The organism is Nostoc sp., assembly GCF_036917935.1.
Taxonomy (GTDB): domain Bacteria; phylum Cyanobacteriota; class Cyanobacteriia; order Cyanobacteriales; family Nostocaceae; genus Nostoc.
The window spans coordinates 249,138-275,885 of the sequence record NZ_JBALEL010000051.1 but is presented as its reverse complement, the minus strand read 5'-3'; the positions used below and the strand labels follow the sequence as shown (position 1 = coordinate 275,885).

General features: G+C 43.0%; 16 protein-coding genes and 1 pseudogene. 12 read left to right on the top strand and 5 right to left on the bottom strand.

Annotation, left to right across the window (positions count from 1 at the left end):
* Positions 1-204: 204 nt before the first annotated feature.
* A complete protein-coding gene (locus V7K62_RS21785) occupies positions 205-609 on the bottom strand; it encodes an ExbD/TolR family protein (RefSeq protein WP_334867713.1) in 405 nt (134 codons plus the stop codon).
* The gene (locus tag V7K62_RS21780; protein ID WP_334867711.1) at positions 596-1,264 is read right to left on the bottom strand and encodes a MotA/TolQ/ExbB proton channel family protein; all 669 of its coding nucleotides are present in this window, start codon (positions 1,262-1,264) and stop codon (positions 596-598) included. The genes V7K62_RS21785 and V7K62_RS21780 overlap by 14 nt, the downstream gene beginning before the upstream one ends.
* A gap of 346 nt (positions 1,265-1,610) precedes the next feature.
* Between V7K62_RS21780 and V7K62_RS21775 the strand changes: the two genes are divergently transcribed.
* Positions 1,611-3,128, top strand: a complete 1,518-nt coding sequence (locus V7K62_RS21775; RefSeq protein WP_334867709.1) for an energy transducer TonB — start codon at positions 1,611-1,613, stop codon at positions 3,126-3,128.
* Positions 3,129-3,319: 191 nt separating this feature from the next.
* On the opposite strand, the gene V7K62_RS21770 is transcribed toward V7K62_RS21775, so the two are convergent.
* Positions 3,320-3,496: a hypothetical protein gene (locus V7K62_RS21770; protein ID WP_334867707.1), complete on the bottom strand. Its 177-nt coding sequence runs from the start codon at positions 3,494-3,496 to the stop codon at positions 3,320-3,322.
* 231 nt (positions 3,497-3,727) lie between these two features.
* On the opposite strand from V7K62_RS21770, the gene V7K62_RS21765 reads away from it, so the two are divergent.
* Together V7K62_RS21765 and V7K62_RS21760 are read left to right on the top strand one after the other, a co-directional pair.
* The gene (locus V7K62_RS21765) at positions 3,728-3,973 is read left to right on the top strand and encodes a hypothetical protein (RefSeq protein ID WP_099099597.1); all 246 of its coding nucleotides are present in this window, start codon (positions 3,728-3,730) and stop codon (positions 3,971-3,973) included.
* Positions 3,974-3,983: 10 nt separating this feature from the next.
* Positions 3,984-5,024, top strand: a complete 1,041-nt coding sequence (locus V7K62_RS21760; protein ID WP_334867705.1) for a hypothetical protein — start codon at positions 3,984-3,986, stop codon at positions 5,022-5,024.
* A gap of 105 nt (positions 5,025-5,129) precedes the next feature.
* On the opposite strand, the gene ilvA is transcribed toward V7K62_RS21760, so the two are convergent.
* On the bottom strand, positions 5,130-6,641 hold the full coding sequence (ilvA, locus tag V7K62_RS21755; RefSeq protein ID WP_334867703.1) for a threonine ammonia-lyase, biosynthetic: 1,512 nt from the start codon (positions 6,639-6,641) through the stop codon (positions 5,130-5,132).
* A 403-nt stretch (positions 6,642-7,044) separates the two neighbouring features.
* On the opposite strand from ilvA, the gene V7K62_RS21750 reads away from it, so the two are divergent.
* The 3 genes from V7K62_RS21750 to V7K62_RS21740 all read left to right on the top strand — a co-directional run bounded on the left by V7K62_RS21750 (position 7,045) and on the right by V7K62_RS21740 (position 9,193).
* The gene (locus tag V7K62_RS21750; RefSeq protein WP_334867701.1) at positions 7,045-7,356 is read left to right on the top strand and encodes an RNA recognition motif domain-containing protein; all 312 of its coding nucleotides are present in this window, start codon (positions 7,045-7,047) and stop codon (positions 7,354-7,356) included.
* A 175-nt stretch (positions 7,357-7,531) separates the two neighbouring features.
* Complete coding sequence (locus V7K62_RS21745) at positions 7,532-8,035, top strand: hypothetical protein (protein WP_334867699.1); 504 nt, start codon at positions 7,532-7,534, stop codon at positions 8,033-8,035.
* Positions 8,036-8,185: 150 nt separating this feature from the next.
* Entirely contained in the window at positions 8,186-9,193 is a 1,008-nt protein-coding gene (locus tag V7K62_RS21740; protein WP_334867697.1) for an aldo/keto reductase, read from the top strand.
* A gap of 44 nt (positions 9,194-9,237) precedes the next feature.
* Here V7K62_RS21740 and V7K62_RS21735 read toward each other — a convergent pair.
* A pseudogene (locus V7K62_RS21735) lies at positions 9,238-9,447 on the bottom strand (transposase family protein); the annotation flags it as partial.
* A 1,014-nt stretch (positions 9,448-10,461) separates the two neighbouring features.
* On the opposite strand from V7K62_RS21735, the gene V7K62_RS21730 reads away from it, so the two are divergent.
* The 6 genes from V7K62_RS21730 (at position 10,462) to V7K62_RS21705 (ending at position 26,745) form a co-directional block, all read left to right on the top strand.
* Positions 10,462-12,531, top strand: coding sequence for a patatin-like phospholipase family protein (locus V7K62_RS21730; RefSeq protein ID WP_334867694.1), 2,070 nt, complete (start codon positions 10,462-10,464; stop codon positions 12,529-12,531).
* A gap of 56 nt (positions 12,532-12,587) precedes the next feature.
* Positions 12,588-13,679, top strand: coding sequence for an isocitrate/isopropylmalate dehydrogenase family protein (locus V7K62_RS21725; RefSeq protein ID WP_334867692.1), 1,092 nt, complete (start codon positions 12,588-12,590; stop codon positions 13,677-13,679).
* Complete coding sequence (locus V7K62_RS21720) at positions 13,663-15,372, top strand: aconitase/3-isopropylmalate dehydratase large subunit family protein (RefSeq protein ID WP_334867690.1); 1,710 nt, start codon at positions 13,663-13,665, stop codon at positions 15,370-15,372. Before V7K62_RS21725 ends, V7K62_RS21720 begins: the two co-directional genes overlap by 17 nt.
* Before the next feature lie 183 nt (positions 15,373-15,555).
* On the top strand, positions 15,556-15,948 hold the full coding sequence (locus V7K62_RS21715) for a hypothetical protein (protein ID WP_334867688.1): 393 nt from the start codon (positions 15,556-15,558) through the stop codon (positions 15,946-15,948).
* Positions 15,949-16,805: 857 nt separating this feature from the next.
* The gene (locus V7K62_RS21710) at positions 16,806-23,513 is read left to right on the top strand and encodes an amino acid adenylation domain-containing protein (protein ID WP_334867686.1); all 6,708 of its coding nucleotides are present in this window, start codon (positions 16,806-16,808) and stop codon (positions 23,511-23,513) included.
* Between the two features lie 28 nt (positions 23,514-23,541).
* Positions 23,542-26,745, top strand: a complete 3,204-nt coding sequence (locus tag V7K62_RS21705) for a non-ribosomal peptide synthetase (protein ID WP_334867684.1) — start codon at positions 23,542-23,544, stop codon at positions 26,743-26,745.
* Positions 26,746-26,748 lie beyond the last annotated feature (3 nt).

The following is a 26,748-nucleotide window of genomic DNA, read 5'->3' as shown; positions in this document are numbered from 1 at the left end:
ACCTACACCAAGAAAAGTTACTGCCGTTAGAATCAAATATCTGGTGAAAATCAGGTGGGCAAAATTAATTAATTATGCATAACAAGGATTTTAGGCAACGCATAATGAATTTATGGAGATGTCTATTAGACAAGAAGGAGTTAGGAGTCAGAATAGAGAATTTTTCTGACTCTCTGAACTTCTGATGCAGAATATATCTACTTGTTATCTTTGGGTAGCGATCGCTAATTTTGCCCCCGGAACCTGACGTACCCGATCCATCACAGCCACCACCCGACCATAATCAACTTTTTCATCAGCATTAATAATCACTAACACTTCTGGGTTAGAACCAACTAAAGTCCGCACTTGCGCTGTCAAATCATCAACTGCAATTGGTTTACGGTTGAGGCTTACCTGTTCTTTTTCGTCTACCGTAATGGTAATTTTAGTGGGAACTTGCTGTTGTTTCGCTGTGCTGGCCTTCGGTAAATTTACTGGCAAGCCTTCCGAACGTGTTAGAAATAGAGTTGACATGATGAAAAATGTCAAAAGGGCAAACATTACATCAATCAGAGGTACTACATTTATAAATGGTGGTAAATCTGGTTCATTATCATCTAGATCCATAGGACTTCTCCTGTTGCTCGTAGCGATCGAGTTGGTCATAGCGATCGAGGAACAGTATTTCTAGCTGTCCCCCGTACTCTTGAATCATTGTGATCTGCCGCTGGTATAGTCCCCGGAAGATGCTGGCTCCTAAAAGCACAAAGATAGCCACAACCAATCCTGATGCGGTAGCAACTAAAGCTTCACTAATACCAGAAGTGACTGCACTAGTTTTAGTACCTCCAACATCACCAATATTCAGTCCAGCAAATGAGCGAATTAATCCTAAAATTGTGCCGAGAAGTCCCAATAGAGGCGCTAAACCGATAATTGTGTCAAATACAGCTTGAAACCGCTTGAGCATAGGAATTTCTGCTTGCGCTTCGCTTTTCAAAGCCAAACGAAATTTTTCTGGAGTCGGTCTTTCTAGCTGTAGTCCAGCCAGAAAAATGCGTGCTATGGGTAAATCTACATTTTTTTGCAGCTTATCCACAGCACTAACGACATTATCAAGTCGATAAAGATTTAAAACCTCTCGCATCACCCGGTTTTGACGCCTACCAATCTGTATCCAAAACCTCGCCCGCTCAATCATTAGTGCCCCTGCCAACACCGAAAACGCCAGCAGGGGTAACATGACCACACCGCCTGCTTCAAACAAACTCTGAATTCCCATGTAGTGCCTCTAAACGTCATCAACAATACAAAATCAGACTACCAGAATCAAGCTAAAAATGAAACTTTTTCTCAATAGACTCTAAAATATAATGAGAATTTTTCAAATTTCATCATTATTAATTTTATTTAATCTTTTTGTGTTTTACATAAATTAACTTAATCAACACATAACACAAAAATTAATTTTATTTAGAGATCGTCATAATCAACAGTATTTTCAAAAATATTTTTATTATTAAGTATGCTGTTCGTAACACTGCCCGAAATAATTTTAATTTTTTACTTGATATTTGCAACCATGCATTCTAATATGACTAGATTAGTGAGAATAGGTAGCAATAGCTATGAGCTTTTCCGGCACTACTGTCGAGCAACGTTCCAAAGAAGTTGAGGCTCTCAAGTCTTTTCTGACTTACAGTCTGATCGGTTCACTGGCGCTGCATATCGGCGTACTGTCATCAGGCATAGGTAATTATTTGACGAGAGTGCCCACGGGAGAAGATGAACCAATAGAGGTGGCGATCGTTGATTCTCCGACTGCGGAACCAGAAAAACCAATCGCAGAGATTCCAGAAGAAATCAAAAAAGAACCAGAAGTTGTCCAAAAACAGCCTATAGAAACTCCACCCGTAGAAAAAGTTCAGCAGCAAGAACAGATTACAGCAGTTGCTCAGAAGCCACAACCGACAAATACACCGCCAGAAGCAATTGCTACTAAGCCAGAAGTTCCTGTGAAATCTGCACCCATTCCCCGATCAGCGCCAGAAGTTCCTGTGAAATCTGCATCCATTCCACGATCGCTTCTGTCTGAAGATTCCAAAGCAAGTTCGGCGGGTGGCGGTGGCGGTGGTGGCGGCGGCTCTGGTGTTGGTTTAGGCTCAGGTAGTGGTATTGCTGTCGGTACAAGCAGCGGTACTGGCACTGGCGGAGGTACTGGTACTGGCACTGGCGGAGGCATTGGCAGTGGAACTGGTAGCGGCATTGGCAGTGGCACCGGTAGTGGAATTGGTAGCGGCACTGGCAGTGGAATTGGCAGTGGCACTGGTAGTGGAATTGGTAGCGGCACTGGTAGTGGAATTGGTAGTGGAATTGGCAATGCAACAGGAAACCGTCCCACAGTAGCAACAGCGCCAACACCTCCAAAAATTAACAGTTCAGGTAATGGTAATGGTCGTGCAGCTTGCCGTGAATGTAATGCCAAGTATCCAGAGGCAGCAAGACGGCGAGGAGTTGAAGGCAGAGTAGAAGTAGCTGTAGATACTGATGCACAAGGCAATGTTACTAATGTGCGGATTGCTCGCTCCAGTGGAAACCGCGACTTAGATGAAGAAACAGCCAGACAAGCGCGTGAGTGGAAATTAAAACCCGCAGATGGCGGTAGACAAGGAGTATCGATCGCGACTGAATTTGCCATAAAAGGTTCACAGCGATCGCGTCAAGTCCAAGAACGTCAAGCACAAAGACAAGCAGAAGAGAGAACTCGGCAGACAACGGCTACCAACTCCACACAAGAAAATCCAAGACGTAGGCGACGAGAGTTGACACCACCTTCATCTAATGAAGCTAGAGCTACAAAACCAGCAATATCTGGATTTAGTCGGCGACTGGAACCCCAAAGAGCGGAAAATACTGCTAGAAACTCATCATCTGAAGCTCGGACAACTCGCACTCAAGGAAGTGTAAGAGAATCCTTACGCCGCATCCAGCGTGAACGAACGACTACCGATTCATCACAAAAGCCACAAGAAACTACAAATCGGCGGCGGCGAAGAGACAACACTAGCCAGAATAAATTGCGGGACTCTTTGCGCCGTTTACGCCCACAACCTCAATCGCAACCAGCGGCTCCCAGTCAGCAGTAGTCTATCAAGTTGAAATTGATGGGTTAGTAATAAGGGCTTGAGCGCTTAACAAAGGGCTAAAGTCCTGACTACGAACTTATTGACCCAGTGAAGTTGACTTGACATACTACTAGTAGAGGGATCAAACTTATTAGAATCATACTTTGATTAACAACGATCGCCGCCTCCTGTTTTTAGGAGGCGGTTGTTCTTTAGACAGGAATGGCTTCATTAACCATTACCCATCTAGGATGAGGAAGAGGGGTTAAGAGTGCGGTAATTTGATCATGGGCAATTAGATAGACTGGCGATCGCGCCCTTTGCCAATCAATAGAAGTGGAACTGAATAATCCTGTACTTTCTCCTACCAACTTTTCTGATCGGGGCAATGTAAATCGCCTACGCCTAAAGAATGGGAGTAGTGTTTGCTCATCACCAATTATATGCTGAGAGAATAGTCAATGGCTAACTCTCAAGCTGCTCATCTGCACTTTATGCTAGCCGTCAAATTCACTGATTTCAATAAAACTTCTACATAAACACACACTGATGCGGTTTGATTTGCTTGAATAGCTATATTGATAAGACATTGATCCGACGGCAATTCACAATTCCTGATTATGGCAAGTAAATTCATTGATGTTAGGGAATATACTGTCAGGGCGCACAAAAGACAGATTCATACTCGTGTTTTCCAGTTTGTCTGTAAAGAGTGTAACGATCTGACAAAGCGCGAGACTTTTGGCCCTCGACCCTTATATTGTGAGAGATGTCGCCCTCCCCAACCCCCTAAGAAATCCCAGCCAGCATCTCACAAAGCAAAACCCAGAGCAATGTCTTATAAAAGTGACATCGATTTAAATTGATTAAACCCTTATGACTCAAAATGGACAATTAGAACCACCTCCCGACACCTTTGTCTCACCACTGTTGGAATTACGAGACTATTATGCTCGGCTTACAGAAGAATATGAACGCCTCTTTGTGCAAGCGCGAATTCAGCTCGATCATGTAGAAGCGTTGTTGTCTAACTGGTCTTTTTTGGATGCTAACAAGCAGATATCAAGATTAACGACGGCTGATGAAACCTCAAATCTTTCCCCAGAAGGTTCACTGCGGTTTTTATCACCTCTTAATGACATCGACGAAATCAACTTGGTGGAGTCTTTAGAGTCAGTACGAAAAGACTCAGATCGAGTTGAGATAAATAATTCTTTTTCTGCTGCTGTTGATACAAAAGAGAGTCAACCTCTAACGACATCAACAGATCCAAAGATCGCCCCAGAGAACAACGATAGTTCAACGAAGGTAGCGGAAATTCCGATGCTACCTCAGTATCAGCACGCTATCTCGCGAATGGAAGCCATAAAACAGCTATTGCAAGAACAGATAGGTACTGTTTGTCATATTGATTTTATCGTGCGATCGCTCTATGGAGAGTTAGATTCCCATCTATTCAAAGTAGTCAAAGGTAGGGTTCAATCTTCCCTCACCCAAGGTAGAGAAAGGAATTACTGGGTAACTATTCCCGATGAGCCAGGTTGTTATACTCTGGATTTAAGTTTGGTAGCCCCAAGTAATCGCAATGGTGCTTCTAGGAATATTAAGAACAAAAATAAGAAGCCTTTCGTACCCCCGACAAAAACAGTTCCCATGCTCAAAGCCTTTGAGGGTCAATTTTTAATTGATGCCCTCACCTCTCTGTTGGAAGAAAATCCAGGTAAAGTTTTCAGTGTTGCTGAAGTCATCGCCGGAATTTATGGAGAATTAGATTCTCAGCAAATTAGAGAGATCAAAAATAAGGTGCTGAATGAACTATCTAGAGGCTATCGGACAGGCAGATTCTCTAGAGTTCCTAATCAAATCGGCTTCTATACTTGGGACTCCAATCTGATATTAAAGGGGAGTTCTCGTTAAATTGGGCATGGGGATTAGGTAACAGGTGACAGGTGATAGGGAATAATCTGTACCCTGTACCCTGTAACCTGTACCCTATTCCCTTCTTCACTCCCCACTCCCCACCTATCCCAAAAACAGCTTGTATGCCGGATTCTTATTCTCATCCCAATAGCGATAGCCCAGGCGATCGAGAAAAGCTTGCCAATCTTGCATCTCATGGGGGGGAACCTGGATACCAACAACGATTCGTCCGTAGTCTGCACCGTTGTTGCGGTAGTGAAAAAGACTAATATTCCAGTCGGGACTCATAGAAGTCACAAACTTCATCAATGCGCCGGGACGTTCGGGAAACTCAAAACGGTAGAGCAATTCATTGTCAGCCAGGGGAGAATGTCCACCCACCATGTGCCGCAGATGTAGTTTAGTTAGTTCGTCGTCCGTTAAATCAAGGGTTTCAAATCCCTGAGCTTCAAAGGTTTCTACCATTTTTGCAGCATCGGCACGGTTTTGAATTTGCACACCGACAAAAATATGGGCTGTTTTTTCATCGGCAATGCGATAATTAAACTCGGTAAGATTACGGTTGCCAATACATTCACAAAACTGGCGAATACTTCCCCGTTGCTCTGGAATTGTGACTGCAAAGATCGCTTCGCGGCGTTCGCCGAACTCCGCCCGTTCTGCCACAAAGCGGAGGCGATCAAAATTCATGTTTGCACCACAGGCAACAGCAATTAAGGTTTGTCCCTCGATTTGTTCTCGTTCGGCGTAGGCTTTGGCAGCTGCGATCGCCAATGCACCAGCTGGTTCTAAAATGGATCGCGTATCTTCAAACACGTCTTTAATCGCAGCACAAGTATCATCTGTATCCACCAAAATAATTTCATCTACATACTGCTGACATAAACGGAAGGTTTCTTCACCTACTTCCCGCACCGCCACACCATCAGCAAATAACCCCACTTGGGACAGGCGTACCCGATGTCCGGCTTTGAGCGATTGAGACATCGCATCAGCATCAACTGGTTCAACACCAATAATCTTGATTTCGGGACGCAACCGTTTCACATAAGCCCCAATCCCAGAAATTAATCCGCCCCCTCCAATTGCGACAAAAATTGCATGGATGGGTTGCTGATATTGCCGTAAAATTTCCATCCCGATTGTTCCCTGTCCAGCAATTACATGGGGATCGTCAAAGGGATGAATAAAAGTCAATCCTTTTTCTACTTCTAATTCACGCGCATAGGTATAAGCATCGTCATAAGTGTTTCCATGTAACACCACTGCTCCACCCCTCATTCTCACCGCATCCACCTTGACTTGGGGCGTGGTTACTGGCATGACAATAATCGCTCTGGTTCCCAAGCGTTGGGCTGCAAGGGCGACTCCTTGAGCATGGTTCCCCGCAGACGCTGCAATTACACCCTTTGCCAATATATCTGGTGGCAGTTGCACCATTTTGTTATAAGCACCTCGCAGTTTAAAGGAAAATACTGACTGCATATCCTCACGTTTCAACAGGAGTTGATTATTCAGCCGCGCAGACAAATTTGGAGCATACTCCAGTGGTGTTTCCTGGGCAACATCATACACACGGGCAGTCAGGATTTGGATGAGGTAGTCGCAAAACATGGGCGTCAAGGTGTTAGCAAATGCTGGATGGAGATTAATTTTACGTTACAAGCGATCGCACTGATTTTATTTAATTGCTCTCTCTGAAAATTTTGATTGAACAAAATTTAAAAATTACTAATTAATACTCTTTGAAGAGAAATAAGTTCAGTGATGAAAAATTTTTGCTGACTTCAAATTTAATGCGATCGCTCGTAGGTTGATTTTAAACGAGTTTTGCCAACTATCCGAGTATTTAGATCAACAGATTAAGTATAGTGTTACTTAAGAACATAACTTCTCCATTTATGTTAAAGTATGCGTGGAAGATCAAATTCGGCTGTGCAGTTTGTTATTATATATACTTGTATTACAGACCTCTCCGGATCTAAATCTCTACATCCCTTGATTCTGGAGACATTCTATGTCAATTTACGTCGGTAATCTATCTTATGAGGTTAAAGAAGATGACCTCCGGCAAGTCTTTGCAGAATACGGAACTGTAAAAAATGTTCAATTGCCTATCGACCGAGAAACAGGTCGGATGAGAGGTTTCGGCTTTGTAGAATTGGAATCAGACGCACAAGAACAAGCGGCGATTGATGCCCTTGATAATGCTGAATGGATGGGTCGAAGCTTAAAAGTTAATAAAGCCAAACCCAAGACAGACGGCGGTTCCTCTGGTGGTAGACGAGGAAGCTATGGTGGTGGTGGTGGTAGCGATCGCCGCTATTAAGGTCTAAAACCAAAAATTTAACTCTAAGGTCTTGAGGGCAGACCCCTTGTCTGCCCTTTTTTATAAACAAGGGAAAGGTGGGCATCTGAATGGGAACCGCTATAACTGTCTTTTATGAAGCCATCTGTTAGCGTAGCTTACCGCAGGTATCGTTTTTGTAATAGGTATAGCAACCATGAATCCAGAAGCTAAACATCTTGTTAGCGAACTAAGGCATAAATTCTACTCTAAGTTTGCTGCTACTATGAATATGCCGGTGATCATAACTGGTACATCTTATAGTAGTAATTCACCGATCGCATCTTGGATGGATCGTAGGCAAAGACTAAACTATATAAATGTATACGCTTATACAGCACCTGATGAATTTGTCCCATTCCGCCCATTCATTCTTCGACTGGCTATTAACAAAAGTGCTGGTAGAGTGACGGTGATCAGAAAAGGACAAGTCTGCCGAGGTCTAAATTTGGTGTGGGATTTCGAGTTAACTGTACTACCAAAAGAAATCTTAGACTTTCTTCCCTGGATAGTTAACTTAGTTGAGGCCCATGATAAAGGTTCGCCCTTATTGCTACAATCACCACCCCATTCATTTGAATTAAAAGTGCCAGAGGTCGAGTTATTTAATAATGCATGGACTGAAAAAGCTTGGCTTTTGGCAAATTCGACAATATCCTAATAGTAGTCTGTCAACTTGAAATTGATCAGTCAGGACTACAGGGGGGTTATAACTCAATACGCTTGGGTTATAACTATCTCAAATCTCATGAATAATTTCGGACTGCTATATATGCCTGATAATTAATAAGGCAATCTACAAACAGCAAAGATGCAGACTCTCCAAAAACTCTCCCTCCCAAGCATGGGCTGCGGCACTTGGGCCTGGGGCAACCAACTGCTTTGGGGATATGACGAAAGTATGGATGAGCAGTTGCAAGCCGTCTTTAACCTTTGTGTAAACAACGGTGTAACTTTATTTGATACAGGTGATTCTTACGGAACTGGGAGATTGAATGGTCGGAGTGAGTTACTTCTGGGACGATTCAACCGAGAATATGTAGGTTCAGGCAAAGAAAATATTTGTATTGCAACTAAGCTTGCTGCTTACCCGTGGAGATGGACACGTCAATCAATGGTAAGGGCTTGTAAGTCATCTGCCCAACGTCTAGGAAGAAATGTAGATTTGGTACAGATGCACTGGTCTACAGCAAACTATGCTCCTTGGCAAGAGGAAGGACTTTTAGATGGTCTTGCCGATTTGTATGAGCAAGGACTGGTCAAGGGAGTAGGACTGTCCAATTATGGGCCGAAACGGCTTAAGCAAGTGCAGAAAAAGTTCGCTGAACGAGGCGTTCCGATTACAACTCTGCAAGTTCAATATTCTCTGTTGTCTACATATCCTGTCACCCAACTCAAGCTCAAAGACCTTTGCGATGAGTTGGGAATTAAATTGATTGCCTACAGCCCTCTAGCTTTGGGACTACTGACAGGAAAATACTCTGAGCAAGGCCCTTTGCCTAAAGGCATTCGAGGTCTGTTATTTAGGCAAATATTATCAGGAATGGGTAGACGCAAAGCGGCTTCTGCTGGGAAATCGCTTTTGGAATGTTTGCGAGAGGTGGCACAGTTCAGAAACAAAACTATGTCACAGGTAGCAATTAATTGGTGCATCTGTAAAGGAACCATTCCCATCCCTGGAGCAAAGAGCGTGGAACAAGCCAGGGAAAATCTTGGTGCGTTGGGTTGGCAATTAGACGCTGGTGAGATTGCAGAGTTGGATAAGGCGGCAGCGAATGCAGGCAAAAAAATGGTACAAAATATCTTTCAAACTAAGTGAAATTTTAACGTTGTTGAATTTGAATATGAATTATTGACAAGAAAACGAAATGTGTCTGCACTAGGTATGCCTTCAGGTAAACTTAAAAACTGCTCTAACCACTCATATTTACTTAAACCATAATTCTCCATATCCTCCCATCCCTTGCCTCCTGCAATCACTGATAGTATGGCAATGATTAAAATATCTGTTAATAAATGCACACGATTTCTTTCTACACGGGGGTCTTCGATTTCGCTAAAAATTGATGACATCTTTTCTGTTAACGCATTGGCATTTTCTACACTTAAAGCCTTTGACCTTTTAACAGGAGGATTATTAGAAGAGTTAAAACCTGATGCCATAAGACTGACCCTGATGTGAAATAGACGCTTTACTTATTAGCGTACTACTTAACATATTTAATACTCTACTTCGATTTATTACATCTCTTTGTCGAAAAATCTGTATTTTCCGCTACAAAATTATATGCGCTTACCCTGCCTACTATTCCATTACAACTATTAGAAGTAAGGCAAGCAAAGGGGAGTCTATTACTACTAGGGACAGCGTTACCTATCGCTATGATAAAGATCCTAATGTGTTGAAATGGGTGAGAGTTTAGCGGCTACCATCCGTGAGGGTCTTAGCTCGACTTTATGCATTTTTGATTCAATATCAGTTTTTTATGACGAAGCTTAGAGGATGTTTTAAAAGTGGGGGCTTTTGTAATAAAGCTCACAAGGCTGTGCCATTCGTTACAGTTAGTAATTATTCTTTATTAACTGTTTTAAATATTTTAATTATCTGGTTAAATGTCTTAACTGTCTTAAATGTCTTAACTGTCCACTTAACTGTCTTAACTGTCCACTTAACTATTTTAACTGTCTTAACTGTCTATTTAACGGTCTTACACTGCTATTGCATTTTCTGGATAAAGCTGAGATTATTTGAGAGTATAGGTTAAGCACGTTGGTTTTAAAAAATCTAGTTTATTTAATGAAAAAGTTAATCTTTGCCTCTAAAAAAATACATTATAATGTACTAAAAATTGCCCATTTTTACCAACAAGCTAAGTAAGTGAGCAAGAAGAAATCAAAGTATGCTATGCAATATAAAATTAATTAAATTTGCTCTTAGTAAGGGTTTTATTATTTCCTAAAAACCTTTAATCCCTCACGGATGCTTACTTCTACGTTATAAAACTCAAAACCACGTATTTGTCTATTACATTTATTAACTACGAATTAATAATTACGAATTATCTTAACTTTGGAGATTAAAATATTGTGACAAACCAGGTGTATAGCCAATCAGTTCTGACATTTGATGGTCAAGATGATTACATAGATTTTGGCAAAAAAGATTTTGCTGGTGTTTTTACTCAGGGAAGTTCAGCCTTTACGATTTCAGGATGGGTGAATCCTCATCAGCTAACAGATAAAGCCACTACTTATGGCACGCGCAATGTTTTTTTTGCCCGTTCTTCAGATCGATATAGTGATAATTTTGAGTTCGGCATCAGTGAATCAGGAAACCTAGATGTATTCATTGATGAAACTGTTGAGAAAGTTATCAAAACTTTTGGTAATGGAGAATTAACTGTCGCACAATGGCACTTCTTTGCAATTGTTTTTAACAAAGGTCAACTGAGCATATATCTTGATGAGCATGAATATTTTGGCTATTTTACAGGTGACTCTTTAAATAAAGCAACTAGTTCTGTGACTCTGGGTGCGACTTTACACAACAACATATTTTTCACAGGTCAATTAGCTAGCATTAGCGTCTGGAATTACCCTTGTCCCCCGGTGGAAATCCAAAGGCATCGCTATCAGCCTCTAGTTGGAAATGAACAAGGATTAGTCGCTTACTGGGCATTAAATGAAGGACAAGGAACAACTGTAAAAGACCAGACTGGAAATGGCCATGATGGAAACTTGCGTGGTCAGCCTAATTGGGATGTAGCACAACTTCCATTTGGAATTACACAATCATCGAACGAGAGTGAGAAACAAGATCAGACAGCGAGTAGTTCTGAGGAGGGAAAACCTGCGGAAACTGTGGTGCTGGAGGAAGAGAGCCAGTCCGTTGCAGAAGTTCTCTTGGCTGAAGTAACTGCTGTCAGTGAAGCCGAGTTGCAGCAAGTATCCCCAAAGGCAAAAAAAGGGACAAAAAGACAGAGCGAAAAATCTGCGAACATTCAAACTAGCAAGTCAAAAGAGGAGAAATCCGAAACAACTCCAGTCGATATCCAACAGCAAACATTAACTCAGGAACGATCGCCAAAAACTATGAATACGAAAGCCAATCCCAAATATAAAATACTTGCTATTGATGGCGGCGGGATTCGAGGCATTATCCCAGCCATGATCCTAGCAGAAATTGAAAAACGCACACAAAAGCAGATTTTTAGTTTGTTCGATTTAATTTCTGGCACTTCCAGCGGCGGAATTCTGGCACTGGGATTAACTAAACCCCGATTAGATTTAGAAGTAACTGATAGCTCACCCGTCGCCCAATATAGTGCTGAGAATCTACTGCAAATATATCTTGAGTATGGGGCTGAGATATTTTACGAGCCATTTTGGGAACAAGTACTCGGTCAGCTAGAGGATATATTTGTCCAACCAAAATATTCTTCTGAAGGTAGAGAAGAAATTATCAGGCAATATTTTGGTGATAGTCCTCTAGAAAATAATCTCAAAGAAGTTTTCGTAACTAGCTACGATATCGAGCAGCGAATCCCGATATTCTTTACAAACAAACTGGAAAAACAACAGACAGAATCGAAAAAGTTTCGCAAGTTGTGCGGAGGTTTTACGCTTACAGATGCGGCACTAGCAACTAGTGCAACTCCGACTTATTTTGCTCCCTATCGCGTTGGTAGTTCCCATAATACTAACGGCTTCTATACTTTAGTCGATGGCGGAGTAGTCGCTAATAATCCAGCTAATTTGGCTATTTTAGAAGCGCAAATTAGTAGACAAGAAAATCAACAAATCCTGAATACAGAGGATATCTTATTAGTATCATTAGGCACTGGTTCTCTGACAAGTGTCTACCCTTATGACGAAGTTAAAAAATGGGGACTATTGCAATGGGCAAAACCACTGTTAAATATTGTGCTTGACGGTGGTAGTGAAGTAGTAGCTGGAGAATTAGAACGGTTGTTTGAGGCTAATAATAAAGGGAAGAAAACTTCTTATTATCGATTTCAAACATTCTTAAAAAGTGAACTCGAAGCAATAGATAATGCCAAGCCAGAAAATATCCGGGAGTTACAAACTTTAGCTAACACACTGATTAAAGAAAAAAGTAAAGAAATCGATGATTTGTGTAGTATTTTATCAACTTAAATTTGAGCATTTCTTAATGAGAATGCAGTGGAACCAGTAATTTTCAATAGGTCGAAATGGGGTCTTTAAGTAAAGCATCTTATCGGATCGTCGCCATTCCTGGAGAAGGGATTGGGCCAGAAGTTGTGGAAGCTTCTCTAAAAATTCTGCAACACGTCGCTAAAATTGAAGAATTTACTTTGCAGGTAGACTATGGCTGGCTCGGCGCAACTGCCTTTGAGCAACTGGGTAGTTACTTCCCTGAAGCCACCGTCGAACTGTGCGATGGAGCCGATGGAATTGTATTCGGTGCGGTTACTCAAGGCGGACTGCTAGAACTCCGAAAGCATTTTGACTTTTTTTGCAATCTTCGCCCGATCCGTAGCGTTAAAAGCCTCGTGCATAAATCTAGCCTTCGACCAGAGAAAATTCAAGGACTTGATATTCTCATGGTTCGAGAATTGGTCAGTGGGATTTATTTTGGCCCATCTGGACGTTCCTCAGACGAAAGAGGAAATTATGGCTACCATACGATGCGCTATTACGATGAAGAAATTCGTCGAATTGCTCGCAAGGCTTTAGAGCAAGCCCAATACCGCCGAGGATTACTCACCGTAGCCCACAAAGAAAACGCCTTGCCTCATTTGCCTTGGACTCGTCTAGTGCAAGAAGAAGCTACACAGTTTCCTGGCGTTGTTGTCGAACCAATGCTGGTAGATAACTTAGCTATGCTTATGGTTTTGAATCCGCAGCGGTTTGATGTAATTTTGGCGGGGAATCTGTTTGGAGATATTCTCAGCGACATTGGCGGTGCATTAGTTGGTTCAATTGGCTTGTTAGGATCGGCGAGTCTTAACGCTAATGGATTTGGTCTGTACGAAGCAATTCACGGTACAGCCCCAGACATTGCAGGCTTAGGAATTGCTAATCCCCTCGGCACCCTTGGAGCCTGTATTTTAATGCTTCAGCAATGGGGAGAAGCGCAGGCTGCCCAACGGATTATTGCAGCACAAGACCGAATTTTAGCTAAGGGATACCGAACAGCTGATTTATTTACCCAAGGAGAAGAAATTTTAGTCAATACTGCAACCTTAGTTGACCTTTTACTTGAAGAACTTTCATCTGTGCAACATTCAGAATTAGGAGTGCTTCATGAGTCACGCAAATAATGTTTTGCACCTGGGAGATGATATCAATACTGATGATATTATTCCTGCGAATCGGGCGACAAACGATCACCCCGATCGCTTAAAGCACTATGCTTTAGAACATGTGATTGGAGCAGGTGAACTGCTAAAATACAATGTGATTGAAGCAGGAGAAAATTTCGGCTGTGGTTCCAGTCGAGAAGTTGCTCCGATTGCCCTGCAAGCTGCGGGAATTGAAAAGATTCGGGCGCGATCGTTCGCTGAAATTTTTTATCGTAATAGCATTAATATTGGACTCTGCCTAGAAATTCTAGGGGAGAAACAGGAGAATCCTGTAGTTGATGCGATCGCAGCAGCCGGTGGGTTAATGTCTTTTAATCAGCTGCGTCGTCAAGGTCAGATTACCATTCCTCGCAGCCTGACCCCAACCCGACCGATGACTTTGGTAGAAAAACTCTTGGCTAAAGCCTCTGGAAATTCCTACGTCGAGCCGGGAGAAGTGGTTTTTGCCCAGGTGGATTTAGCCTTATCCCATGATGCTGTGGCTGGGCCTGTGGCCAAGACATTTTATCAAGAGTATGGAGCAGGGGCAAAGTTATGGGACTCTCAAAAGGTGGTTTTGGTAGCCGATCACTTTATCCAAGTCAACGACATCCGTGCTGATGACAAAGCATATCTGATGTATGAACAAATGGTTGAGTTTGCTAAAGTCCAGGGATGCCACTTATTTGATATAGTTTCCCCAGGTGAAGCTGCGGGTATCTGCCACGTTTTACTCCCAGAAAAAGGGTTTGTCCGACCAGGAATGATAATTGCCGGGACAGATTCCCATACCTGCACCTACGGGGCATTGGGAGCCTTTTCGACGGGCGTCGGAACCACCGATATGGCTAATATTTATGCCACAGGAGATATGTGGATTCGTGTTCCTCCAACTATAGTATTTGAGTTGTCTGGAACCTTGCCTTCTAAAATCAGTGCCAAAGATATTATCCTATTTATCCTGGGACAAATCGGCTGTGCTGGCGCTACCAGTAAGGTAATGGAGTTTAGAGGGTCAATCCTGGCACAACTGCCCTTTGATGAACGATTGACTCTAGCTAATATGGCTGTGGAGTGTGGTGCAATCTGTGGTTTGATTGTTCCTGATGAGGTGACAGATGAGTATGTAAAAAACCGAGCTTTACAAGAATTTGAAAAGATTATCGGCGATGCTGATGCTGAGTACGAAAAGATTTATAAATTTGACCTCAGTGATTTAGAAGCGCAAGTCGCACGTCCCCCGAAACCGGATCAAGTAGTTGCCATTAGTCAGTTAGAATACATTCCGATTACCAAAGCCTTTATTGGCTCTTGTACCGGCGGCAAACTCTACGATCTGGCTCAGGCAGCCGAAGTTTTGAACGGCCGCCAACTGGCAGACGGTGTAAACTTGTTTATTGTACCTGCAACCATTGAAATCCGAGAACAAGCCCAAAAGTTAGGTTATCTCGACATTTTTGAACAAGCAGGGGCACAGATTCTCAAAACAGGTTGTGGGGCTTGTATCAACTCTGGACTTGGGGTTTTGGCAAAAGAAGAAACAGGGATTTATGCAACCAATCGCAATTTTAAAGGACGCAGCGGCGATCCAACAGGCAAAAATTATTTGGCCTCACCAAGAACAGTGGCTATTTCTGCTGTAAATGGAAAAATTAGCGATCGCTTTGATTAAAAACTGAACTATCAGATCGGGGTAATATAGAGAAAAAACTCAAAAAATCTTAACCCAATCTGAGCGCGAATGACTCTTATTTAGCTTAGTCTGCTTTTGAGAAAGGCTTCTTTATTTACAAAGACTCCATTCTCGTACCCTTACGTAATGTTTTAACCAAGATAAGGATTTTAGGTAATTCCAATGGACGAAATCGTTAAAAAACTTGCTGGTCTGGGTCTTCCCGGCGTATTTCTCGTGATTCTAACAGTCACAACAGGGGGTAGTTCTGCCGCTATTGCAGCTGCCATCACAGCGTTGGGAGGGCCGTTTGGCATTGTCGGAGGTATAGCACTGCTTGGTCTAATAACGGTTGTAGGGGATACTGTAGCGGGATATGGAATTGAAGCTGTTCTCAAGGCCGTCTATACAGAACGTAGCAAAACCGAATCTGTGAGATTCCTCTTGAAAGAAATTAAAGATTTACCCATTTCAGAGGAGCTAAAACTCAAACTGAAAAATGAACTTAGTCCAGAAGTTATTATTGATGCTGAAGAGATTCAGCCACCAAAAACAATTGAAATCGTTGAGGAATAATTTCACTGTTAGACATCTGCTAAAAGATAATGTAGAGACGTATCAGTGCTACATCTCTACAAGAATGTAAAGCATAATCAATTTCACTAGATGTCTATTACTAAAGCAAGGCAGAGCGCAGGAGGCAAGAGGAAGAAAATATATTTTTTGCCCTCTGCCACTTTCTTTTAAAGCTCCTAAACTTATTTATAACAAGGGGAGATTTTTTGGAGATGCAAACTGTGAGAAGAAAGCGTCCTTATTTGAAACCCGCTAAAATTTATTTATGGGGTTTGCCTTCTGCCCGATCATGAATTCCTATAAAGGTTTGTCAGAAGAGGAATTCTGATGTACTTCTTAGAAGTATAAATCGGCATTGTACAATATTTATACCAATTAAAAAAAGAATGTGAGATATTATTTGATAACCGGGAAAATTGGCGAAATAAGGTTGCTAAAATGATCACTGATATTGCTACTTGTCTAACTAAATAAAAACCAAATCAAGTGTGAGGTTAATTAATACTCTAGCTCCAGCACATATAGGACTAGTATTTGATTTTTGAAATGCACGTAGTGGACTGTCTACGCAAAATAGTGCATTAGACGTAGGTTGGGTGGAGGCTTTGCGTAACCCAACTGATTATCAGGATGTTGGGTTACTGTCTAGGCAAAATAGTGCATTAGACGTAGTTGGGTGGAGGCTTTGCGTAACCCAACTGATTATCAGGATGTTGGGTTACGCAAAGCCTCCACCCAACCTACAATTTTTTTACTACAATTTTTTTGCAACATTAAAGCCATGACAGTAATTCAAATATGATTCCTATATCAAGAATGATGACTTTAGTAAAATTCTCAATTTATATATTACTTTTATGCAAGAAATTATAATTAGCTCTACTCAGTCTGTTGATAATTGTTCTGTTTTAAATGAGCAGGAACGACATAAAATCTTAGTGGAATGGAATGATACAACTGTCGATTATCCCCAGCACTTATGTATACATCAGTTATTTGAAGCACAAGTAGAAAAAACTCCAGACAGTATCGCTGTTGTCTTCAAGGAGGAACAACTAACTTATCAAGAGTTGAACCACCGAGCCAACAAAATAGCAGATTATTTGCGTTCAGCTTCGCTGGGTGTAGGGCCAGAAGTTCTGGTAGGCATTTGCGTCGAGCGATCGCTAAAAATGATCGTAGGGCTATTGGGAATTCTCAAAGCTGGAGGAGTTTATGTACCATTAGACCCAACGTATCCCAAAGAGCGTCTAAGCTTCATGCTCTCAGATTCACAAGTGCAGGTGCTATTAACGCAAGAAAAGTTCGCTGAAGGGTTTGCGAGTAGTGGGACGAAGGTGGTTTGTCTGGATACTGACTGGGAATCAGTTAACCAACACAGTCAAGAGAATCCGACTGGCAACGTCACGGCTGAAAATCTAGCTTACGTTATCTACACCTCCGGTTCTACAGGAACACCAAAGGGAGTCGCTGTACCGCATCGGGCTGTCAATCGGCTAGTGTGCAACACCAACTACATGAAGTTTGTGCCGAGCCAGCGCGTTGCTCAAGCCTCAAATACTTCATTTGACGCAGCCACTTTCGAGATATGGGGATCTCTCCTGCACGGGGCTACGCTGGTGGTAATTCCTCAGAATGTTGTGCTTTCGCCCCAGCATTTCGCAGCCTACATTACCGAACAAGGGATTAGCGTATTGTTTTTGACGACAGCTTTATTTAATCAGTTAGCCAGCATTGTTCCCCAGGCATTTAAAGACCTGCGACACTTGCTATTTGGAGGCGAGGCTGTAGATGTCAAGTCAGTCAAAGCGGTTCTGAGAAATGGGTCGCCACAGCAATTGTTGCATGTTTATGGGCCAACTGAGAGTACAACATTCTCTTGTTGGTATCTAGTGCAAAATATTCCCGAAGAGGCTACAAACGTGCCGATTGGTCGCCCACTCTCCAATACACAAATTTATATACTGTCCGCCCAACTTCAACCAGTTCCTGTTGGTACTCCTGGTGAATTATATATTGGTGGCGACGGTTTGGCACGAGGCTACTTGAACGCAAGAGAGTTAACCGAAGAAAAATTTATTCCCCATCCCTTTGAGAACGCAGAAGGGAGTAGATTATACAAGACTGGCGACTTAGCGCGTTTCTTACCAGACGGCAATATTGAGTTTATTGGGCGAGTTGATCATCAGGTGAAGATTCGCGGCTTCCGCATTGAACTGGGAGAAATTGAGGCGCTTTTGAGTCAACACCCGGATGTACAGCAAGCAGTGGCGATCGCCCGTGAAGACATCCCTGGTGATCAGCGCCTTGTCGCCTATATTGTGCCTAACCAAAAACTTGATCTGAGCGCCAGTACCCTAAGACGCTACCTTCAAGAAAAACTGCCTAACTACATGGTGCCAGCAGTTTTTGTGATTCTCAACTCCTTGCCCCTTACTCCCAATGGGAAAGTGGATCGTCAGAATCTTCCAGCTGGCGATCGCACACGCCCCGATCTCGAAGAAACCTTTCTCGCGCCTCGGAACCCAATTGAGGAGACGTTAGCGGTCATTTGGACTGAGTTACTGGCACTTGAGGAGATTGGAGTCAATGACAATTTTTTCTATCTAGGTGGTCATTCCCTGATCGCCACTCAGATCCTTTCTCGTGTGCGCGAAGTTTTCCAAGTCGAGTTATCTTTTAATCACATCTTTGAAAACCCTACCATCGCTGGTTTAGCTCAACTAATCGAACAGTACAGCCAGCCAGAACAGCAGTTACAGCGTCCTACTATACAACGAATTGGGCGTGAAGGACTCTTGCCAGTTTCCTTTGCTCAAGAGCGAGTGTACTTCATCCAGCAACTGGCTCCTGAAAGTAGTGCCTACCAATTCCAGGCAACTATGAGATTTAAGGGTCAACTGAATGTGGCGGTATTACAACAGTGCCTCAACGAGATTGTGCGGCGTCATGAAATCTTTCGCACGACTTATCCGGCAGTGAATGGACGCCTGTTTCAGGTAATCCACCCACATCAATTAATTAGCTTCACAGTAGTTGATCTCCAGACATTCCCTGAATCTGAGCGAGAAATAGAAGCTCAACGCCTAGTTGAGACAGAAGTGCAAAAGCCGTTTAACCTGAATCAACTACCATTAGTTAAGTGGGTTTTGTTGAGGTTGAGCGACCAAGAACATTTGTTGATCCACATTGAGCATCATATAACTCATGATGGTTGGTCATTCAATGTGTTTCTGGATGAACTGCTGAAACTTTATCAAGCATTCTCGCTGGGAGATTCTGCTGTCCTTCCTAAACCACTCCTTCAGTTTGTGGATTTTGCCCATTGGCAGCGACAGTGGGTCAAAAGCCAGGAAGCCCAAACACAATTGGCCTATTGGCAGCAGAAATTATCCGGTAGTTCACCCCTGTTAGAATTACCCTACGTTAGCGAAGCTGGCCGTAGGCATCGCCAGCGACCGACAGAGCAAACTTACAATGGCGATCAAATTAGGGTAGAACTTCCGATCAGCTTGTGCGAATCCCTGAGAGTTCTGAGTCGTCAAGAGGGTGTCACCTTATTTATGACGATGCTGGGAGCTTTCTTGGTAATATTGCACCGATACACTGGGCAAGACGACCTGAGCGTGGGCACTGCTGTTGCGAATCGGCGGATGCAGGAGGTAGAAAAGCTAATTGGCATGATCGTCAATAACCTGGTTCTACGCACTGATTTGTCTGGCAATCCCACATTTAGGGAATTACTCGGTCGAGTGCGTCAAGTGACTCTGGAAGCATACAGCAACGAAGATTTACCCTTCGATCAGGTGGTGGAGGTTCTCAAGCCAATACGGAATTTGAGTCACAATCCTCTATTTCAAGTGATGTTCAGCTTCCATGATTCTCCCATGCCGGACTTGAGTCTACCTGGTTTAGACATCAGTCTGCATGAACCTATCAGTAATAAATCAGCAAAGTTTGATTTAGATTTTTTGGTTATACCGCGTTCTGAGCAACGTGTGCAGAACGGTTCTAAAACGGGAGCGAAAGGAATCACGCTAGTCTTAGAATACAACAGTGACCTCTTCGATGCTGCCACAGTCCAACAAATGCTAGAGCAGTATCAAAATTTACTAGAGGGGATTGTTACTAACCCGGAGCAGCATCTTGGGGAATTACCACTGCTAATGCAGACTCAGCAAGACTTACTGGTGGAATGGAATCAGACTCACAGTGAGTATCCCGCTAAAGAGTGTATCCATAAGTTATTTGCGGCTCAGGTGGAGCGATCGCCCGATGCTGTAGCTATTCAGCAAGAAGGTCAACAGCTAACTTACCGCGAATTGAGCGATCGCGCCAATCAATTAGCCCACCATCTGCAAAGTTTGGGAGTCAAACCAGAAACCTTAGTTGGTATCTGCGTTGACCGTTCCTTGGATATGATTGTTAGCTTACTCGCTATTCTCAAAGCGGGGGGTGCTTATGTTCCCCTCGATCCTGCCTATCCAAAAGAGCGATTAGCTGACATTCTAGAAGATACAAAACTGGGCATTCTGCTGACGCAAGCAAAATTGCCAAACAAACTACCAGATTATGCCGGAAAAACAATCTGTTTAGATCGGGACTGGCCACTAATTGCTCAACACAGTACAGCTAATCCGATTAGTGACGTTCAACTCCATAACCTCGCCTACATTATTTACACTTCTGGTTCCACAGGCAAACCCAAAGGGGTGATGATTGAACAGCGATCGCTGTTCAATTTTGTCATCACCGCTATGCATGAATATGGAATTAATGCAAGCGATAATATTCTGCAATTTGCATCTATCTGTTTTGATGCCTCAGTTGAAGAAATCTTTCCTTGTCTTGCAGTCGGTGCAACATTAGTGTTGCGAACCGAGCAGATGTTGCACTCCAGCGATGAATTTTGGCGGTGTTGCCGAGAATGGCAGTTAACTGTTTTGGATCTTCCTACAGCGTACTGGCATCAGTTGGCGGCGGAACTTACCCCTGAAGACTCCCGAATTCCCGAAAGTCTGAGAATGGTGATTATTGGCGGAGAAGAAGCTCAACTGGAAAAAGTGAAGCACTGGCACAGTAGTATTGCTCACCTCTGGCATCCACCCCAATTACTTAATAGTTACGGCCCAACGGAAGCAACGGTTATAACCACCTTAGATCGCTTAACCCCAGCAGCCACCTCTGTTAGCATTGGAAAACCCATCAGTAATGCTCAGGTTTACGTTCTGGATCAATATCTGCAATCAGTGCCTATAGGAGTTGCCGGAGAACTGCACATTGGCGGAGCCGGATTAGCCAGAGGATATTGGCAACGTCCTGAACTCACAGATATTAAATTTATCGCCAATCCGTTTTACAATCCCAAATCCCAAATCCCAAATCCCAAATTATATAAAACAGGGGACTTAGCACGATTTCGCGCAGATGGCAACCTAGAATATCTCGGTCGGGTTGACGATCAGGTGAAGATTCGCGGCTTCCGCATTGAGTTGGGAGAAATCGAGACGGTGTTGAGACAACATTCACAGGTGTTTCAAGCTGTCGTCATTGCTCGTGAAGAGATTCCCGGACAAAAACGGCTAGTGGCTTATGTTGTGCCTAAAGAGTCGCAACCAACCACCGAAGAATTGCGGCATTTCCTGAAGCAGAAACTACCTAATTACATGATTCCGTCGGCTTTCATGTTGCTGAAAGCCTTACCAATGACTCCGAACCAGAAGGTAGACTACCGCGCCCTACCAGCCCCCGACCTTTCTGGCAGTGTCGAAGATAACTTTGTTGCGCCCCAGACGCCTACAGAAGAGAGATTAGCGGCAATTTGGTCGGAAATTTTAAGATTAAAACAAGTCGGTATTCACGATAACTTCTTTGAATTGGGCGGCGACTCCATCCTGAGTATTCAGGTAATTTCCCGCGCCAATCAAGCAGGTATCCAAATTGCCCCTAAACAACTATTTCAGAACCAAACCATTGCTGAGTTAGCTGCCGTGGCAGGAATTACTCGCTCTGTAAAAGCCGAACAAGGGTTAGTGACTGGCTTGGTGGCGCTGACACCCATCCAACAGTGGTTTTTCGAGCAGAAATTGCCCGAACCTGATTACTTTAACCAATCAGCCCTGCTAGAAGTGCCGCCAGACTTGCAACCAGAGCTATTGCAGCAAGTTGTGCAAGAATTGTTAGTGCATCATGATGCTTTGCGATCGCGCTTTGTCCGAGAAGGGCAACGCTGGCAGCAGTTTAACGCTCTAGAAAACCTCTCTCCTACAAGGGGAGAGGCTTTGAATTCTCCCCTTGTAGGCAAGGGGATTGGGGGGTTAGGTTTGGCGTTAGCTTTTCCATACAACGTGAAAAGTCAGACCCATGAACCTGTACCATTTAGCGTCATCGATTTGTCGCACTTGCCAGCAGAAGAACAACAAACAGCAATAAAAGCGGCGGATGCTGAACTCCAAGCTAGTTTAAATCTATCTATTGGAGCGATCGCACGAGTAGCATTGTTTCAATTAGGCAACAATCAACCTAGTCGGTTACTGTTCATCATCCATCACTTAGCAGTAGATGGCATTTCGTGGCGGATTTTGCTCGAAGATTTGGCTACTGGTTATCAGCAAATCAGTCGTGGTGAAGTTATTAAATTACCACCTAAAACAACTTCCTTTCAATATTGGAGCGATCGCCTCACAGAATACGCGCAATCATCAGATGAGTTGAATTACTGGCTAAGTGAGTCTAGTTTGAAAGTTACCACGTTGCCAGTAGATTATCCTTCAGATAAAGAAAATAACACCTTAGCCTCAACCGATTCTGTGTCGCTTTCTTTAACTGAAGAACAAACCCGCGCCCTCTTGCAGGATGTACCCTCGGCCTACAACACTCAAATTAATGATCTGCTATTAACTGCCCTAGTACAAAGCTTTGTTCAATGGACGGGAGAACGTTCCCTGCTCGTTGATTTAGAGGGACATGGACGGGAAGACTTATTTGAGGATGTGGATTTGTCGCGCACCGTAGGCTGGTTTACTACCTTATTCCCCGTTCATTTACAGCTAGAAGAAGTTGACCATCCAGGAGAGGTTTTAAAGTTAGTTAAAGAACAACTGCGGCGCATCCCCAACCGGGGCATCGGCTATGGCGTGTTGCGATATTTGCAACAGGATGACACAATACGCACCAGACTAGAAAGTTTCCCCCAAGCACAAGTAAGTTTTAACTATCTTGGCCAGTTTGATCAGGTGCTTAAGGCATCTGCTGTGTTGGGTTTGGCTGAAGAATTCAAAGCTGAACAGAGTTTACTTAATCAGCGCAGTCACCTATTAGGAGTAAGCGGATTTATTCGCGCCGGAAGACTAGAAATGACTTGGACTTACAGTGAGAAAATTCATAAACGAGACACCATTGAGGGTTTGGCCTTTGGGTTCATGGAGGCATTGCGATCGCTCATTGCCCACTGTCAATCCCCTAATGCTAGAGGTCATACACCTTCAGACTTCTCAGCAGCCAGACTCAGCCAAAAACAGCTTGACAAATTCATCGCCAAAGTCAACAAAGACAAAATGAAGTAGTCATTAATCCCAACTCCGAGGTAGTTCGATGAACAATATCGATGATCTTTATGAACTTTCGCCCATGCAGCAGGGGATGCTTTTTCATACCCTTTATGCGCCAGAGTCAGAAGTTTATTTTGAGCAGTTGCTTTGCATCCTCCAAGGAGAATTAATTTTTCCTGCGTTTGAGCAAGCTTGGCAGCAAGTTGTAGCGCGACACCCAGTTTTACGCAGTTCTTTTTATTGGGAAGAGATAGAAAAGCCCTTGCAAATGGTGAGTAAGCAAGTGGATCTCCCGTGGGTGAAACTGGACTGGCGACATTTAACAGCCGATGAACAACAACAGTATATAGGGGATTTTTTGTTAGGCGATCGCCAAAAAGGATTTGAACTGGATGTTGCTCCCCTGATGCGCTTCACCGTCATCCAGCTAGAGGACTATACTTACCAATTTATTTGGAGTCATCATCATATCCTCTTTGATGGCTGGTCGATGCAGATTGTCTTGAAAGAAGTTTTAGCTTTCTATGAAGCACATCAGCGAGGCGAACATTTACGCCTGATACCCTCTCGCCCCTATCGAGAGTATATTAATTGGTTACAGCAACAAGATATTACTCAAGCAAAAGACTTCTGGCAAAAAAAACTCCAAGGGTTTGAGGCTTCTACCCCTTTAATCGGGAATAGGGAACAGGGAATATACAATGAGCAAACTTTTCAGTTATCTCAAACGGTAACTGAGAAACTGCAATATACAGCGCGACAGCAGCATTTAACTCTGAATAATTTGGTGCAAGGAGCATGGGCGTTGCTACTTTCCCGCTACAGTGGAGAAAGCGATGTGGTGTTTGGTGCAACTGTATCCGGTCGTCCACCAACGCTTGCGGGAGTGGATTCGATGGTGGGGTTACTGATCAACACCCTTCCCATACGGGTAAAAGTCAGTGGAAAAGCGGAATTATTACCCTGGCTCAAGCAATTACAAACTCAAGCATTTGAACAGGAACAGTATGCCTATTATTCCCTGGCAGAAATTCAGCGCCTAAGTGATGTTCCCCCAGGAATGCCTCTGTTTGAGAGCCTTTTAGTGTTTGAGAATTATCCCCTAGATTCTGCTCAACAGAACACAAAAAAAACTTTAGAAATTAGTCATCTTCGTTGTTTTGAACGCACGAATTACCCGCTAACGGTTGTGGTTAATCCTCAATCAGAATTGTCTGGAAGAATTATTTATGATATTAGTCGTTTTGAGCAAGAGACAATTGGGCGGATGATTGGACATTTCCAAACATTGCTAGCAGGAATGGCAACTAATCTACAACAAAATGTTTCCCAATTATCCCTGCTCAGTGCAGCCGAAGAGGAAGAATTAATTCTACAAGAGAATAATCAAAATATAGATTCTATTCATTACAAATGTATTCATAGTTTATTTGAAGAACAGGTAGAAAAAACACCCGATGCAGTAGCACTTGTATATGGAAAGCAAGATTTAACTTATCGGGAGTTGAATAACCGTGCCAATCAATTAGCTCATTATTTACAAGCGTTGGGAGTTAAACCAGAAGTACGGGTGGGAATTTGTGTCGAGCGATCGCTACAAATGATAATAGGAATACTGGCTATCCTCAAAGCGGGTGGGGCTTATGTGCCGCTAGATCCAGCTTATCCTTCAGAAAGACTGGCGTTCATGGTGGAAGATGTACAAACACCAATTTTACTAACGCAGAATCATTTGTGCGCTCGGCTCCCAATCCATAATCAAACTGTAGTGAATCTTGATTCAGATTGGGAAATAATTGCTCAACATAGTGAAGACAATTTACACAGTGAAGTTAATCCAAAAAACTTAGCTTATATCATTTATACCTCTGGCTCGACGGGAACACCAAAGGGAACAGAAGTTCCTCATCGTAGCATTATTGGTTTTATGTTTGGGGTTGATTATATTCACCTTGATGCAGAGCAGATTTGGCTACAACATTCATCAATTTCTTGGGATGCACTAACCCTAGAACTTTGGCCACCCTTGCTTTATGGTGGGCGTTGTGTGCTTTACCCAGGCAAAATTCCTACACCTGGAGACTTAAGCAATATCATCCAAGAACAAGGGGTTAACACTCTGTTTCTGACTACAGCCCTATTCAATCTCATGATTGACACAATGCCACAAGGCTTGTCAGGCGTGAAGCAACTGCTGTTTGGGGGAGAATCCGTTTCTGTACCTCACGTTCGTCGCGCCTTAAAACTACTGCCAAGAACGCAATTAATTCATGCTTATGGGCCTTCAGAATGTACAGTTTTTACCTGTTGTTACCCGATTCCTCAACAACTTGCTCACAATTCAATTCCCATTGGAAAACCCATCGGTGATCGGAAAGTTTACTTATTAGATATAGATTTACACAGAGTTCCGATTGGCGTTCCTGGAGAAATTTATGTGGGTGGGGCGAGTGTTGGTAGAGGTTACTTAAATCAACCAACATTAACCAGTGAAAAATTTATTTCTAATCCTTTTGTTCAGGAGGATAGACTTTACAAAAGTGGAGATTTAGCACGCCGTCTACCTGATGGAAACCTGGATTTTATGAGTCGAATTGATACACAGGTGAAAATTCGCGGTTTCCGCATTGAATTAGGAGAAATTGAGGCAGTTTTAAATCAACACTCCAGCATCAAGCAAGTCGTAGTTATTGCACGGGAAAATGAACCTGGAAACAAGTCTTTAGTTGCCTATCTCGTTGCCAAAGATAATCCACCAACTCCTAGCAGTCTGCGAAACTTCCTCAAGACAAAGTTGCCTGACTACATGATTCCCATCGCTTTCGTATTTCTAGAAGCATTCCCCCTAACGCCTAATGGTAAAATCAATCGCCGTACTTTACCTGTTCCAGATGCTTTCCAAAGAAATCTAGAGGTTGATTTTGTTGCTCCTAGCACACCTACCCAACAAGAATTAGCGACGATTTGGGCTGAAGTTCTCAAATTAAAACAGGTGGGAATTCACGATAACTTTTTCGAGTTAGGGGGGCATTCTTTACTAGCTACTCAAGTTATTTCTCGGTTAAGAGAAGCCTTTTCTCTAGATTTTTCTCTGCGTTATCTGTTTGAAAATCCGACGATTGCTGAACTCGCTCAAAAAGTAATTACTCAACAGATTGAACAAGCAGAAAATGATGCCATATCACAGATTTTAAGTGAAGTTGATCAGTTATCAGAAGAAGAAGTGACCCAACAATTGCTTTTTTGAGTA